12 protein-coding genes and 1 pseudogene are annotated in these 15073 nt (G+C 59.8%); 4 read left to right on the top strand and 9 right to left on the bottom strand.

Annotation, left to right across the window (positions count from 1 at the left end; translation table 11 throughout):
* Window positions 1–556 precede the first annotated feature (556 nt).
* The 3 genes and pseudogenes from QA600_RS12600 to QA600_RS12610 all read right to left on the bottom strand — a co-directional run.
* Window positions 557–1626 (bottom strand): annotated as a pseudogene (locus QA600_RS12600) (transposase); the annotation flags it as partial.
* Window positions 1627–1885: 259 nt separating this feature from the next.
* A complete protein-coding gene (locus QA600_RS12605) occupies window positions 1886–2107 on the bottom strand; it encodes a hypothetical protein (protein ID WP_278292299.1) in 222 nt (73 codons plus the stop codon).
* Window positions 2108–2177: 70 nt separating this feature from the next.
* On the bottom strand, window positions 2178–3515 hold the full coding sequence (locus QA600_RS12610) for a polysaccharide deacetylase family protein (RefSeq protein ID WP_278292300.1): 1338 nt from the start codon (window positions 3513–3515) through the stop codon (window positions 2178–2180).
* Window positions 3516–3688: 173 nt separating this feature from the next.
* Between QA600_RS12610 and QA600_RS12615 the strand changes: the two genes are divergently transcribed.
* The gene (locus QA600_RS12615; RefSeq protein WP_278292301.1) at window positions 3689–4561 is read left to right on the top strand and encodes a DMT family transporter; all 873 of its coding nucleotides are present in this window, start codon (window positions 3689–3691) and stop codon (window positions 4559–4561) included.
* A gap of 265 nt (window positions 4562–4826) precedes the next feature.
* Here QA600_RS12615 and QA600_RS12620 read toward each other — a convergent pair whose 3' ends face one another.
* The gene (locus tag QA600_RS12620; RefSeq protein ID WP_005557253.1) at window positions 4827–5792 is read right to left on the bottom strand and encodes a transcription initiation factor IIB; all 966 of its coding nucleotides are present in this window, start codon (window positions 5790–5792) and stop codon (window positions 4827–4829) included.
* 138 nt (window positions 5793–5930) lie between these two features.
* Between QA600_RS12620 and QA600_RS12625 the strand changes: the two genes are divergently transcribed.
* The 3 genes from QA600_RS12625 to QA600_RS12635 all read left to right on the top strand — a co-directional run bounded on the left by QA600_RS12625 (window position 5931) and on the right by QA600_RS12635 (window position 9876).
* Window positions 5931–7415 carry an FGGY-family carbohydrate kinase gene (locus QA600_RS12625; RefSeq protein ID WP_278292302.1) on the top strand — a complete coding sequence of 495 codons (1485 nt, stop codon included), beginning with the start codon at window positions 5931–5933 and terminating at the stop codon, window positions 7413–7415.
* Window positions 7416–7561: 146 nt separating this feature from the next.
* Window positions 7562–7888 carry a TRAM domain-containing protein gene (locus tag QA600_RS12630; protein ID WP_049891944.1) on the top strand — a complete coding sequence of 109 codons (327 nt, stop codon included), beginning with the start codon at window positions 7562–7564 and terminating at the stop codon, window positions 7886–7888.
* Between the two features lie 773 nt (window positions 7889–8661).
* Window positions 8662–9876 (top strand): orc1/cdc6 family replication initiation protein, encoded by a 1215-nt coding sequence (locus QA600_RS12635; protein ID WP_278292303.1) that lies wholly within the window; start codon window positions 8662–8664, stop codon window positions 9874–9876.
* A 1281-nt stretch (window positions 9877–11157) separates the two neighbouring features.
* Here QA600_RS12635 and QA600_RS12640 read toward each other — a convergent pair.
* From QA600_RS12640 to QA600_RS12660, 5 genes are all read right to left on the bottom strand, one after another.
* Window positions 11158–11604, bottom strand: a complete 447-nt coding sequence (locus QA600_RS12640; protein WP_278292304.1) for a hypothetical protein — start codon at window positions 11602–11604, stop codon at window positions 11158–11160.
* Entirely contained in the window at window positions 11601–12476 is an 876-nt protein-coding gene (locus tag QA600_RS12645) for a ParA family protein (RefSeq protein WP_278292305.1), read from the bottom strand. The genes QA600_RS12640 and QA600_RS12645 overlap by 4 nt, the downstream gene beginning before the upstream one ends.
* Window positions 12477–12928: 452 nt before the next feature.
* On the bottom strand, window positions 12929–13552 hold the full coding sequence (locus QA600_RS12650) for a class I SAM-dependent methyltransferase (protein ID WP_278292306.1): 624 nt from the start codon (window positions 13550–13552) through the stop codon (window positions 12929–12931).
* A gap of 124 nt (window positions 13553–13676) precedes the next feature.
* Entirely contained in the window at window positions 13677–14105 is a 429-nt protein-coding gene (locus tag QA600_RS12655; RefSeq protein ID WP_278292307.1) for a VOC family protein, read from the bottom strand.
* 2 nt (window positions 14106–14107) lie between these two features.
* Complete coding sequence (locus QA600_RS12660) at window positions 14108–15073, bottom strand: ABC transporter substrate-binding protein (protein WP_278292308.1); 966 nt, start codon at window positions 15071–15073, stop codon at window positions 14108–14110.

Below are 15073 nucleotides of genomic sequence, written 5' to 3' on the forward strand. Positions count from 1 at the left end.
CTAAGAGTATCATTTTCGTACGGTTCGCTACTCGTGACACTCACTAAAAGCTATCGTGTATTTGGTTGTCTCAGCCTGGACAACTAAGATATACAATATAGACGATGTTGGTTCGGTGTGGATATAAACTTCATAGTGCCATATCATTTCGAAGGCATGCTCCCGGAGAGCCGAGTTTGCTGGAACGAACGGCTGGTACGTTCTAGCTGCCGAATATAGGAATAACAGACGGCACGGGTGAGCCTCGTGACCAGACGCAAGCCTATACACCGTGGCCAAGTATACAAATCTACGTCGGTCGCCCAAGCGGGGAGCTCTGCCACCGTAACTGTACTCGATCAATGACTCGAGAACAATTCGTTACTGGGCGAAAAGCACGCTAAGACCGTTGGCTCGGTTCAGTGTTCATCTTTGCCCCAAGAGCATTCGTATAGGAAACGTGTTTGAGCACAGTGTGAGCCGTGACGGCTGCGTGTACAAAAGGTGGGAAACCTCGCCGTTCACCGCTTGACATCCTCCTCCGCCTTCAGGCAGAGGAATCCCAAGCGTTGGGATATTACGGTTTGCAGTCTCCCCGTTCTCTCAGTGTGAACCGTCCGCTCTCGCGGTCGAACAGGAAGGCTCCGGGCTGTGCCAACCAGCCGTTACTCATCCCCTGTCGGGGGACTCTGAGTTATCTTTCGCCGGATGTTCACCGCACCATTCACGTCTGCGTTCATTATCGTTTCACACGATGAACAGGCGCACAGACCGCGCTCCACGCGGTTGCTATCCCGAATTTGCCCGCAACACGAACACGTTTTGCTTGTGTTCTCCTCGTCTACACGGTCAACGAGGATACCGTGTTCCTCGGCTTTGTATTCGAGCAGACGAGCGAATCGGTCGAACTCCCATCCGTGCAACTTCTTGTTCCCCGAAGCAACCCAGTTCCGCGAGTCGCCGTTCTCGTCTTCACAGATAGGTCGCCAACTGCTATCTTCCCCACGCTTTCTTCGACACACCGTTGCACGATGTGTTTCGAGAGCGTGTGGAGGAAGTGGTCTTTGCGACGGGAGAGGTTCCGACGAGCCTTGCGCGCACGCTTCGACGGCCCACTCTCGCCTTCGCTCTGGTACTCCTCGCGGGTGAAGTAGTGCTTGTCCTCTTTCAACATGTTCCCCGGATACAGCTCCGAGGGACCGTCCTCGTAGTCAATGGCAAGTAGTTGCTGATGCCAAGGTCGATACCAGCCATCTTTTCGCCGGGTGCGTCCTCAACGGGAATTTCCTTCTTGCAGACGAGGTGCAGTTCCCAGCGGTCGCCGTTCCAGACGGCACGCACCTGCTGGATATTCTCGAGTTCTATGTCGGGGCGGGTTTCGTACTCCGCGTGGATGAAGTCAGACCGGCTCTCTTTCAGGTTGAACCCTTTCGAGAGGCGAACACGGTTGTGCTTGTCATCGTGTTTGATGCCCTTTTGCTTCCACGTCACGGTGGAGTGGGGGTGTCGATTGCCATGGTTCCTGTAGCCCGGTGGGTTGTTGCCGCCATCGGAGTTGTACCAGCCGTTGAACGCTTCAGCAAGCTCTTCGAGAACTTGCGGACTTGACTGAGAATGAAGATCACTGTAGCGTTCGTAGTCAATCACTCCGCGTAGCCACGCACCCCAAAATCTCCCGGTTCACGGGCGCGCAGTGGTGTGAATTCTTGCACTTCAGATCGGAGAGGATATGGAGGGAGTGTAGTTTTCGTACAGGTACTTGACCGAGAAGCTGACACGGACACGCCGGGAGGGTACTGTCGGAACAAACGACGGGTTCGGTCCCTCACGACGGACTACAACACAAGATCAATCTTCGGCATCGTGATACTCGCTCGGCAAGGGACGAGATCCGGCGGTTGAAGTTCTAGTCCTCCTCCCAGTAGTACAGGTCTTCTTTCGGGCTTTCGCACTCGGGACACGCGTCGGGAAGACTCTCGCTGAATCGTCCCATCTCGCCACACTCCCGACACCGCCACATGTTGTGGCCTCGGTTCTCGGGCTCTCGGGGTTCGCCGATCGGAATCTCCGTCTCCTCTTTGTTCCGAAGTTCGCTGTCGGCGATCGGGGAATCTTGGTCGGGGCTCATTCCAAGCGTCGGTACGTCTCGAGTCATGTTAAAGCGTACCACTAGTGAAATCCACCCGAAGGGTCTTCGATCAGTGACCGTTGCGTCGCATCGTCCAGAGGTCGTCGAAGTCGATAACCTCGAGCGCGTCGCCTTTGCTATCGATGTGCTCGAGCAGCGTCTCGTACTCGTCGACGTCGATCGTGTTGTCCAGATCGAACGCGTGGAAGTTCAAGATCGCACACTGACGGTGCCGTGCAGCGAGGTCGACACACCGCGTTGCGACGCCGAGATCGTGACCGATCGTTCGCGGCAGGACGAGCGGATCGAAGCCGTGGACGCCGGTGAGGTTAGCGTCACCGGCCTGGTTGAACCCGCCGGCGTAGTAGTACTCCGAGACGACGTCCAGAACCGTCTGATCGAAGCTGTTGTGCGGGTAGACGAGATAGTGGCCGCCTTGAAACTCGTTCTGGACCGCCCAGTTCTTGTCTCGTCGAAGGCTGTCCCGAAGCGACTCCTCGTCCATCTGCGCGAGGTGGGTGTGAGTCCCGTGAGCGACGATCTGGTCGCCGGCTTCCTGGCGCTCGCGGAGCTGTTCGGCGGTCATGATCCCGTCGCGCTGTCCTCTCGTCCACTGGCGAACCGCGGCCTGCACCGCGTTGACGCCGTATTCGTCGTGGAGCGGACTCGCCACGTCGTAGTAGTCGTCGAAGCCGTCGTCCCAGCAGAGCACGACGTACCCCTTCTCGGGCTTGTCGTGGATGCGAAGATCATCGACCCACACCTCCGCCTCGTCGGTGTTGTAGACGATAATCTGGACCTCGTCGACGACGTCGCGCTCGAGTGGAGTCGTACTCTCCTCGAAGACGCCGGGGTTCGTTCGGAACCAGCCGATATCCGGCGTTCGGTAGGTGACGCTCCGAAGCTGGTGGTGGGCGTACCCTCCGTAAATGTCGACGAGACGAATGTCGACCGCGACGTTTCGGGGAGTAGACGTCCGGATAGCGAGCGAAAACTCCCGGTCGGTCAGGTCAGTCGTCTCGATGCTCCGTTCGACGATGACGTTCTCGCCGTCCTCGGCGGTGAGTTTGAGACTCTGGGAGCCCTCGAACGCGACGTCCTCGTCGGCCTCCGCGGAACCCTGAACCGTCTCCCAGACGTCGAGCTCTTCGAAGTCGTCGAACGCCTCCCCGGGCTGGCCGAACTCCTCGCGACTGTTGTACTCCGTCTCGACCGTCAGCGCCGGCGGTTCGTAGCTGTTCGTCTCTCCCTGACCGGTCGTATCGGACGTCGATTCGTTCGACGACCCGCTGCCGTTTTCCTCGGACGCTTCCGAACTGAATCGATTCGTGCACCCGGCGATTCCCGCGAGCGTCGCCGATCCCGACAGTGCGAGAAACCGTCGACGCGTGTTGTTGTCTTCCGTCATCGGTAGTCTATAGGAAGTACAGTAATAAAAATATTACAGTCATAAAATAAAACTTGTTAGCGAGACGGGCATCAGACGGAGGCTAGCAAACCACGCACCGACAGAGGGACAGAATTGAAACTATCGGTGACCAATCGAACGACTGATACCACGGGCATTCCTCCGTCTGGACGATGGACGCCGGACTCGGGTTTGCGATCGTCGCCGCTTTCGTCTGGGGATTTTACATTTACGTGTTGAAGCGTTCGTTCTCGGGATATCCGCCCGCCGCGCTGACGGTCCTCATCAACACCTTCGCTATCGCGTGGTATCTTCCGGTCTCGCTCACGCGAACCGATCGCTCCGCAGTGGCGTTCGGTGGGTTCGGCCTTCTCGAGGTCGGCGTGGTCGTCCTGACGATCGTGTCGACTGCCGCCGCGTTCGTCCTCTTTCTGCGAGCGATCGCACAGGGGGACGTCTCGTACGTGACACCGATCAACAAGATCGTCCCGATGTTCGTCCTTCCGCTCGAGATCCTGTTTCTCGGGCAGCTGCTGACACCGTTGCAGGTCACGGGAGTCGTGGTTGCGACGCTCGCAGTGTACGTGGCGAACTACGATCCCGGCGGATTCTTCCGGCCGTTCGTCAAGGCTGCGCGATCGCGGCCCGCACAGCTCGCGCTGGTGAGCGCGATGTGTTACGCGGTCAGTGATCTCGGGAAGCGCGTTTCGTTGCAGGAACTCGCTATCCCGGAGACGCTCTGGGTTCCGCTGTTGCTATCCGGAGTTGCTGTCGTTCTCCTTCCGAGTGCGATCCGAAACCCACCGAGCGAGATCCGGGCAGATCTCCCCAAGTTAGCTATCGGAGGAGCAATGGTCGCGCTCGGAGAGCACCTCACGACGCTGGCGTTCGCCCTATTGCCGGCGAGCATCGCTTCGCCCGTGATCAACACGCAGGCAATTATCGCCGTCGTTCTCGGCGGGATCCTCCTCGGAGAGCGCTACTTCCGAATTCGACTCGTCGCGGCCGTACTGGCAGTTGTCGGCGTCACGCTCATCGCGGTTTGAGTCCCCAGCTACCCCGATGTTCCGGGAGTTCCCGTCGTCGTCGATCGCTCTGCAAGGAGATCGTTCGGCAGGGCAGGCCAAAATCTCCCGCGTGCGCGGGAAAGGTGAAGTATCGAAGCGGTCTCCAAAAGGCTCGAGGAACATTGGGGACTCAAGGGGCTCGAGGGACTCGACGAATAACGAGATCCTGGGCTCTTGGGTTTGCTCAAATATTGACAGAGAGCTGAGGTCGCCGAGTCCATCGACGACGTGATGATCGTCGTCCCTAGTCGTGAATACCCATCGCGCTGATCTGTTCTTGGTACCGGTTCCGGATCGTGACCTCGGTCACCTGGGCGACGTCGGCGACCTCCCGTTGGGTCTTCTTCTCGTTACAGAGGAGCGCGCTCGCGTAAATCGCGGCTGCGGCGTACCCGGTTGGCGATTTACCCGACAGCATCCCCTGTTCGGCCGTCGTGTTGATGATCTCGTTGGCCTTGAGCTGGACCTCCTCGGGAAGGTCCAGCTCCGAGCAGAACCGCGGGACGTACTTCTTCGGATCGACGGGCTCCATCTCGAGGCCGAGCTCCTGGGAGATGTAGCGGTACGTTCGGCCGATCTCCATGCGATCGACCCGTGAGACGGCTGCGACCTCGTCTAGCGAGCGCGGAATGCCTTCCATTCGACAGGCGGCGTACAGGGTACTCGTGGCGACGCCCTCGATCGATCGACCCCGGATGAGGTCCTCGTCGAGCGCGCGCCGGTAGAGGACGCTGGCTACCTCCCGAACCGAGCGAGGAACCCCCAGCGCGGATGCCATCCGGTCGGTTTCGGAAAGGGCGAACTGCAGGTTCCGTTCGCCGGCGTCTTTCGTTCGGATGCGTTCCTGCCACTTCCGGAGCCGGCTCATCTGATTACGCTTCTCCGAGGAGAGCGATCGGCCGTAGGCGTCCTTGTTCTTCCAGTCGATCGTCGTGGTCAACCCCTTGTCATGCATCGTCTGGGTCGTCGGCGCCCCGACTCGGGACTTGCTGTCCCGTTCCGACTGGTTGAACGCCCGCCACTCGGGTCCGTGGTCGATGCCGCCCTCCTCGAGAATGAGCCCGCAGTCCTCACAGCTGACCTCGCTTCCGTCCGAACTCCGGACGAGTGCCGTCGAATCGCACTCCGGACACGCCCGAACGCCCTCCTGTTCAGTCGTGTTGTTCTTCGTCTGCTCGTCACGTTGTTTCTGACGGGTCGGGCGTTTCATCAGTCGAGTAGAGAGAGTGACCCGAGAAGGTTAAACGCTGGGAGTGATCGTAGCGAAACGATCTGAAAAGAAGTCCGAAAAATTAACCGGTTTTGCTCATCGTACGCCTTGATAAGACACGCGCCCGTCGCCGTTCGCATGAAAGCACTCGTCGGGATAGACGCCGGGACGACCGCTATCACGGCTGTTGCGTACGATACAAGCGGATTAGCTCTCGCGACCGCGATGGAAACGCAGTCCGTCGACCGTCCGGACACCCGTCAGGCCGAACTGGGTATGGGGACAGTCTGGGACCGCACCAGGGAAGCAATCGCGCGAGTGGTCGCGAGGCTGGACGAACACGTCGAGATCGCTGGCGTCGGTATTACGGGCCAGGGTGACGGCTGCTGGCTGATCGATACGAGCGGAAAGCCTGTTCGGAACGCCGTCCTGTGGTCGGACAGTCGGGCGGCACCGATCCTCGAGAACTGGACAGCGGACGGAACGATGGACGCACTGGTCGAGACGTGTGGCTCACCCGTGTATCCGGGAATGTGCCTCCCGATTTTGACGTGGCTCGCCGAGCACGAGCCGAAAGCGCTTGAGCGAGCGACGACCGCGTTCTCGTGCAAGGACTGGCTCAGCTACAACCTGACCGGAACTCGAGCGACCGATTATACCGAGGCGACGGTGCCGTTTCTCGATCGCAAAACGGGTGAGTTCGAGCCGGCGGTGTTCAAGCGCGCTGGGATTCCGGAGCAAAGTGACCTCATTCCGGACGTTCGTACCGGGACTGACGTAGTCGGGACGGTAACGAGCGACGCCGCCTCGGGGACGGGACTCCCCGAAGGAACGCCGGTGGTGGCCGGAGCGATCGACGTCGTCGCTTCGGCGGTCGGCGCCGGTGCAGTCGCGCCGGGCGACGGGGCGGTTTCGCTCGGGACGTCACTGTTTGCCCAGACGATTACCGAGGGTCCGGGAGCCGACGACCGCGGGATCGGGATGGCGTTCGGAATCGACGATCGCTGGACGACGGCGATCGGCTCGAACGCAGGGACGCCGAGCCTCGAGTGGGTGTGCGAGGAGCTGCTCGAGAAAGAGAGGATCGAGGCCCTTGAACCGATCGCCACGTCTGCGGCGGCAGGGTCGGGAGGAGTACTGTTTCTCCCGTATCTCAGCACGACCGGCGAGCGGGGGCCGTTCACCGATCCGAACGCTCGAGCCGGATTCGTCGGACTGACGTCGGAGCACACGCGGGCACACGTCGTCCGCAGCGTCTACGAGGGGCTCAGTCTGGCAGTCCGGGATTGTATCGAACATCTTCCCACGACGCCGACTCGAGTGTATCTCACCGGCGGAGGGAGTCGGTCGGCGTTCTGGTGTGACCTCCTCGCGGACTGTCTCGGAATCGAGTTGCTCGTTCCCGAGACGGAGTACCCCGCTGCGAAGGGGGCGGCGACGCTGCTCGCGGTCGGACTCGGAATCGAACCGTCTCTCGAGCAGGCCGGTTCCCAACTTGGAGAAACGGAACGGCGTTACGAGCCTGACGGTGACATCGCGGAAACGTACGACGAACTGTACGAACACTACCGTCGAACCCGCCACGACATGCAGCCGATCTGGGAACGACAGGCCAAGCTGTGACGCGTCTACGATAGCGAATAATAAGAACGAGGTCAGCGGCAAAAGATCCGAACACGGCCGAATTCGCTGCTTCGAGTCCGACTTCGGTCGAGATTCGAAAACGGACGAGCGGCACGCTTTTGAGAGACGGCAGCGACGATGGCGGTGTGGGACGATATCAGCCGGGACGACACGATTCGTTCATCAAGTGCGACGCACCTCGATGCGGAGCGAGCAACGCCCCGGAAGGATCCGCGGAGTACGACGCGGAATGTTGGCGATGCGGGGAACCTCTCGGCGGAAAACCCGAACCTGGCGACGAGGTGACCGTCGACATCGTCGACGAGAAAGCCGACGGGACTCTCGTCTGTAAGACCGAGGACGGGTTCGTGCTCTTTCTCGAGGCGGATATCGCGGCGATCGAGGCGACAGTCCGGGTCACGAGCGTTGACGAGACCTACGGCGAGGCGGAACTCGTCGAAGCGAACCCGTGACTGAACTGATCGGTTTACCGCCGCTCGGGTTCGGTTTGTCATAACTTGCGGTAAACTTGCAGCATCGAAAGGCGCGATGTCGGAAAGACTCCAGCTCTGGTAGGGACGGTCTCAGCAGGAGCCGTCCTGACAGGGACGGCCTTTGTGAGGGCGAGTTGAGCATTATAGCGAGTACGAAGACGGTTTTCAACAAAGAGGTGCCGAGAGAGTATTTCCAACGAAGGGGTGCTGAGAGAGTGGGAGACTACTAGGAGAAACAGTCGGAGAGGTGTTACAAACCACGGATCGGATAGAGAGGCCCAAAAGGAGACAGCCGAAGGCCGAGAAGTCGATCGCACACACACACCACGTTTCCGGTGAAATCGGCTCGAGAGGAAGGGGGGTACGGACAGATTTGACGACAGCTGTCAGACTTTTCTAGTTCGATATCCTCCACCTCTGGACTGTTCACCTAGTAGTTTTATTATCTGTTAGTACGTAAAGTTCACTAAGTAGATCACGTTCTAATAAAGGTGACTAGAGTCACCGAGTGAATTGCCCTCTCCAGCCGAATCTGTTGTCTCTCGCGTCCAAATCGGCAGCTGGAAACTAACCGCGTCTCGAGTTATCTGCCGGGTGAGTTGGGTATAGGCTCCTGGAAAACCCCCGTTTCCCCTCCACCCCACCCTCCTTCGGAGCCGATTTCACCGGAAACGTGGTGTGTGTGTGCGGCCGGCCGATCCCGCTCGCCGAAACCCTCAAGTCGATTCACCGGAAACACGGTGTCTGAATCAATGCCCGAGTCCGATGACCTGTTCGTCCGGGAGGATCCGATCTTCGTCAACAAGGAACTCCTCGAGATCAGTCATCTTCCGGACGAGGGTCGTATCGTCGGTCGAGACGAGGAGATCAGCCATCTCGCTAACGCGGTCAACCCGGCGATCTTCGGTCAGAGTCCGAGCAACGTCCTCATCTACGGAAAGACCGGGACCGGAAAGTCCCTCTGTGCGAAGTACATCTCCAGGCGACTCGTCGAAACCGCGAAAGAAGAAGATATCAACGCAGTCTTCGCGTACGTCGATTGCGCGCAAGATACCACCGAGACCCAGGCCGTCCAGACGATCGCGAGTTCGGTCAACACCGAGGAGACCGATATCTACATTCCTGACAAGGGGATCAGCACCGCAACCTACTACAAACGACTCTGGCGTCTGCTCAACGAGGAGTACGACGTTGCGCTCATCATCCTCGACGAGATCGACAAACTCGAGGATGACGCGATCCTGATGCAGCTCTCTCGGGCCGGCGAGGCGGGAAAGGTCAGGGACTGCAAGATCGGTGTCATGGGGATCAGTAACAAGATCAAGTACAAAGATCGGATGGACGAGCGGGTCAAATCGAGTCTCTGCGAGCGGGAGTTCGTCTTTCCCCCGTACAACGCGAGTCAGCTCAACAAGATCATGACCGCCAGGAGCGATGCGTTCCGAAAGGGGGTGCTAGAAGACGCGGTAATTCCACGGGCCGCCGCGCTGGCGGCCCGCGAGCACGGCGACGCCCGCAAGGCGATCGACATTCTCCGGTACGCCGGCGAAATCGCCCAAACTCGAGGCACGGAGACCGTTCGAGAGGAGTTCGTCGTTCAGGCTCGGGAACGCGCGGAGGTCGATCGATTCCGCGAACTCATCCGCGGTTCGACTCCTCACTCCCGGTACGTCCTGCAGGCGCTGACGGTGCTCTCGCTCGACCAGCAACGCGAGGACGAAGGTGTCGAAAACAGCGGATTCAGAACCACCCGCATCTACGACGTCTACGAACAGATCTGTCGGCAGGAGGGAACCGATGCGCTCTCGCTTCGCCGCGTCCGCGACCTCCTGAAGGAACACGCCTTCCTCGATATCCTCGAGCAGACCCGCCACAGCGGGGGGAGCGCGGAGGGGAGCTATACCGAACACACACTCCTCGAGGATCCCAAAGTGGTCAAAAATGTCCTCGAGGACACCGTTGAGTAGTACCCGAACGACCGTTCCGATCGATCCTGATGGAACCACCCGTTTGCGGAAAGAAAACGGCCTGATTCACCGGAAACATGGTGTGTTCTTCCACCGGAAATTCGGTGTGCCTTCGCCCGTCGTACAAGTCCGATTCGACCGACCGCACTTCTGTTGATTCTTGGTTCTGAAATCCCCGGCTACAGCGCACTTGTTTCCAATTTAACCACCCTATCCAACTTTTCACCGGAAGGATGGTGTCTCCGTCGACGACAGCATCCGCCCGCCGGCACACCGGGGTTCCGGTGAAAGTCCGCCCAACCGTTGGTTTCTGGTACCCTCGATAACTGGCCTTCGCGTAGGTCTATTTCACCGGAAACGAGGTGTGTCTGACTAATGTTCTGGGATTGACTGCTGCTCAGCAATAAAACCCCTTTCGGTGACGGTCCGTAGCGAGAGCGCGACGATTTCCCGAACAAGTTCAGACAAGTTCACTAGCTTCCGCTTATTTCATTAGTCTATAATGGTTCTCAACTCGAATGATGTTCTGCTACTCTCTTGATCGGTTAGTACGGAGCAAAGGCTCCACAACGATTATTTTATCAGTCGATAATTTGGGCATTCGACGCAGCATACATTCTTGTTGGAATCGGTACATTCTACAATTTAGCAACCGGTTCCAACGAACTATTTTTAGGAATGACTGCCCTTATTCATCTTCTAATGGGTCCGTTAGCATACCTTATTTATAACAAACGAGTGGTAAACAAGTAATCGGTCAATTCGGAACCGTAGTGATCATCCGTGTCCGTACCACGCCGATGAACCACGAGCACCGGTTCTTCAACTTCCTGTACGCTATACAATGTGTGGCGACTCAGCGATCTACTGGTGAAGTTGGAGCTACGGGCTGAGTCCGCGTTCCGATATGACCACTCGTGACGGCGGATCTGTTCCTGACAATTGCGAAGGATTACATCGGATGAGATCCCCCTGACTGACGTTTTCGGTTCCAGGTTTTCCTCTTCATTAGTGGCGACATCACTGTGTAGTCGCCGTTTTCCCGGTTTTCTTTTCTGAACTACCGACTGGTAGTGGTGATATTCGCATCGACCATAATTCCAGCCAGTTTTGGTGTTAGAATACTGCTGTCTTCGACGTTTTACTCTCTGTCTTGTGAAATAGCCCAACGTCAGAAGTTCAATGTGTGTATCGCGATATACGATATATTGGTTCTCGGCTCGGATCACTGCTCCGACTGCTACTCCATCGAACTCCGATCCGGTCTCGGTCCGAGAGCGGTTACTCGAAGTCGTAGCCCCAGCCGCGTAGTACGTCGGCGACCTCGTCGACGCGAGTCATTCCGACGAGAAGGGCGGCCTCTCGGAGGTCGGCCTTCTTGACGGACTCGCCGAGTTCCCCCTCGAGAGTTCGGCGGGTCTCGCGCTGGCGGTCGAGCGTCGACTCCTGAAGGTGTAGCTGGACCGTCTTCGGTCGGTCGTCGGAGATGCTATCGCGTCTGTAAATCCACGGCAATCCACCGACCGACGAGCCACCAGCCGACTCACCGACGCTTGAGTCGCCTTCTGTTGATTCTCGGTTCTGAAGACCGGTGTCCGACCCACCCGCCGACTGGGCGGATGATCGTTCGGCGTCGGATTTCGTACTGGCTGACTCGCCCTCTTCGTCGCTCTCGTCCTCGCCGCCGAACGGATCGTCGCTGCTCGCGCCGCTTTTGAATCCGCTCATGCCGTCGGCACCTCCTCGAGCGCGCCCGGCTCCGGCGGGTTCGGCGCGTCGATTCCGGCCTGGTCCTCGAGATAGCGAGCGAGACGATCGAACTGTGCCAGCGTCTCGAGTTCGTAGTCACGACGACGGTCGCGGTGTTCGCGAACGAACTCGAACGCGGAGCACTGCTCCTTCCAACAGCCCTCCATCAGGGAGGTTCGGTCGGGGAGCACCTCCGGAGTGGGGAACTCGATCTCCTCGATCAGCGCTGTCTGGTCGTTCGTCCGCTTGAATCCGTTCGGAACAGCCGCCAGGACGCCGACCTCAATTCCCATCTGGTCGGCGAAATTGCTCGCGAGTTCCTCGAGGCCATCGACGGAGGCTCGTCCCTTCGCACTCGGCTCGACCGGGAGCACGAGGTTTCGGGTCGCGTAGATCGCGTTGTAGAGGTGGTCGGACTCGGTTGCGGGCGGATCACAGATCAGTACGTCGTACTTCTCGGCGACCCCACCCTCTTGGAGTACCCGCTGGAGCTGTGCGTAGATGTTGTACGCGTCGCCGAGCTCCTCGGCTTTCCGTTTCTCGCGCGCGAGGTGGTTCGACAGATCCGAGAGCATGTTGTGCTCCGGGACGATGTCGACGCCCTCTGCCGATCGGATCAGTCCGTCGAACGACCCCTTTCCGCTGTCGACGAGGTGACGAACGAGGTTGTCGACGTCTCGATCCGCGCGTTCCTCGTCGACGCCGAGCAGCCGACTGAGGTCGCCGTCCTGTGGGTCGAGGGGAACGACGAGTACGTCGAGTCCCGCTCGAGCGTGCGCGACGGCGAGATTCGCCGCCAGCGACGATTTCCCGACACCCCCCGCCTCGGAGTAAACGGTATACGAGAGCATACTTCCTGGAACTCACCGCTCAGATATGAAAGTACGTCAGACAACTAATCTATGAATGACAGGTGAGTCACGTACCTTTCGAACCAACTTGCGAATCTAATCTAAGATTCTACTCTAAGGCACTTAGATACTTAGCTCTGGGAATGAGGAAATGGGTTAGCTCCTGCTGTACGTCCTCGGGCGGGGGCGATCTTCGCGGATCGACGTAACCGAACGCCGCTTCGATTTCGGTCCTGCCTCCGTAGCTCACCCGAGTAGCTCCACTACGAACCTGACCACACTCGAACCTAAGGCAGTAGTCTAAGACAAACATCTAAGACACTTGTCTATGAATGTGTTCTATAAATCTAAGACACCTGGCTCCGATAGCGGACTACGGAACACATGTCGTCGTGCGTAGTTTCCCGGCGGTGTCTCCTGTGGCGATACCGGCGGCTTGAGGCGACGGTTCGCTACGACGTCTCGCCCGCTTCGGCGAGATTCGGATACGATTGGGTCCCGCCGCTCGAGTTTCGCGCGATCAGGGTCACGACCGCAGCGGTTCCGTCGGTGACGGTTCGCACGCGCTCCTCGTAGTGAAGTATCGTCAGGTCGAGACACGCGCGGAGGAGATCGTTCGAACGGTACCGGTGGCGTTTGCTCGAGGGGCCGATCTCGACGTCGTCTGCCGAACGCAGGTGGTGTTCGTACACCAGTACACCGTCCGGCGTGAGCGCCTCCTTCAGCTCGGGGAGATACTCGAGGGCGGCGAAGAAGCTCACGCTGATCACGTCGTAGGTGCGGGGTTCGGGATCGAACTCCTCGAGATCTGCACGGATCCAGTCGACGTCGACGCCCCGCTCCGCGGCTCGCTTCCGTGCCAGCTCGAGGGCTTCGTCGGAGACGTCGACCGCGTCGACCTCGTACCCTCGCTCGGCCAGGTAGAGCGCGTTTCGCCCGGTTCCGGTCGCGACGTCGAGGGCACGACCGTTCGGCAGCGTTTCGATCCAGCGCTCGAGTTCGGGGATCGGATCCTCGGGCAGTTCGAACTCGGGATCGCCGTACTTCTCGTTCCAGCGGCTGCGGTCGTCGGTCATACGGACCCGGTCGAAACCGACCCTCTTGGAGGTCCCGGTCGCGGTCGGTGTCCGCGTTACCTTGGAGGTCCGAGTCGCGGTCGGTGTTCGCGTCACCTTGGTGATCCCGTCCCGAAGCTAGTACTCACGTCACGTCGTCGTGTGTGAGCAGCTCCCGACTGCGTCCGTCCGCCGGGGATTCGTACGTAACTACCTCGAGCAGGTTCCCGTCCGGATCCAGGAAGTAGAACCCTTCGAACTCGCCCCAGTCGTAGGGACCCTGATTGGGAAACTGACCGTCCAGATCGTCGACGAACTCGTCGTAGCTCGCCCGATCGGTTTCGAACGCGAGGTGGGCCTTGTCCAGCGGGTGCTCGAGATCCGAACGGTTCCAGCCGTCGGCTCGTCCCGTCTCGGCGAGCGTGACGACGGTGTCGCCGACCGCGAACATGGCGTGTTCGCCCTCGAAGTCTTCCGGCGGACGTCGAACCGACAGCCCGAGTACGTCCCGGTAGAACGGGTACGTCGCCTCGAGGTCGTCGACGTCGACGTTGATGTGATCGACGGCTCGCATCGTCACCGCCCCACCCGTTGGGCGTACTCCCGGACGATCGGAGCTTCGTCGTCGAGGTAGTCGTTCGTCCACGCGACGTCGGGATCGATCTCGCCCTCGAGGAGATCGGTCTCGGCGAGCGCGCTCGCGAGGCGTCGCCAGCGCTCCCCGTCGTGGTTCCCCCACCCAGCCTCCTCGACGTGCGGACTGAACTGGAGGTCCCGCGCGGCCGTCTCGAACTTCTCGCGTTCGATCCGCCGGCGTCGCTCGAGGGTCGCGTTCCGGGCGACCAGGGCGTCGATCGCGGCCTCCGGGTCGGCCGTCGCCTCGGCCCAGCCGCGGGTGGTCGCCCGGAGGAACGCGCTCACGGTTTCGGATTCCTCGGCGGCGAAGGCGGGGTTCGTGACCAGCATCATCCCGTAGACGGGCAGGTGGTTCCCGATCGGCAGCTCGTCGGCGACCCGGTCGTGTTCGTCCTCGAGTTCGTACCCGTTAGTGACGACACCGACGGCCGCGTCGACGCTGCCGTCGAGCACCTGGTGCTGGACGCGGTGGTGGGTGTGGGGATCGACCTCGAGCAGGTCGACCTCCTCGCGGATGCCAACGTCCTCGAGGAGCTGGGCGGTCAGAATCCTGGTCTTCGTCGCGGACGGAGCGACGGTGCGACCGACCAGCTGTTCGGGCTCCTCGAGCGGTTCGCTGAAGACGTCCCGGAGCGTATAGATCGCCGCTGGCGTTTTCGCGGTCACCGCCGCGACGGCGAGCGGATCGTGCCCCTGGCTCTGTACCGAGAGGACGGCGCTGGCGCCGGCGAGGGCGATATCTGCCTCTCCCTTGGCGGCCTGCTCGGCGGCGAACGGCGAGCCGTGTCCCTCGAGGAAGGCGATGTCGACGCCCTCCTCCTCGTAGAACCCGCGCTCGCGGGCGAGGAAGTACGGTGCCTGGAACCCGTTCGGTTCCCAGTTGAGCTGGAAGGTGAGCGACTCCAT

Source organism: Natronococcus sp. A-GB1, from assembly GCF_029688845.1.
Taxonomy (GTDB): domain Archaea; phylum Halobacteriota; class Halobacteria; order Halobacteriales; family Natrialbaceae; genus Natronococcus.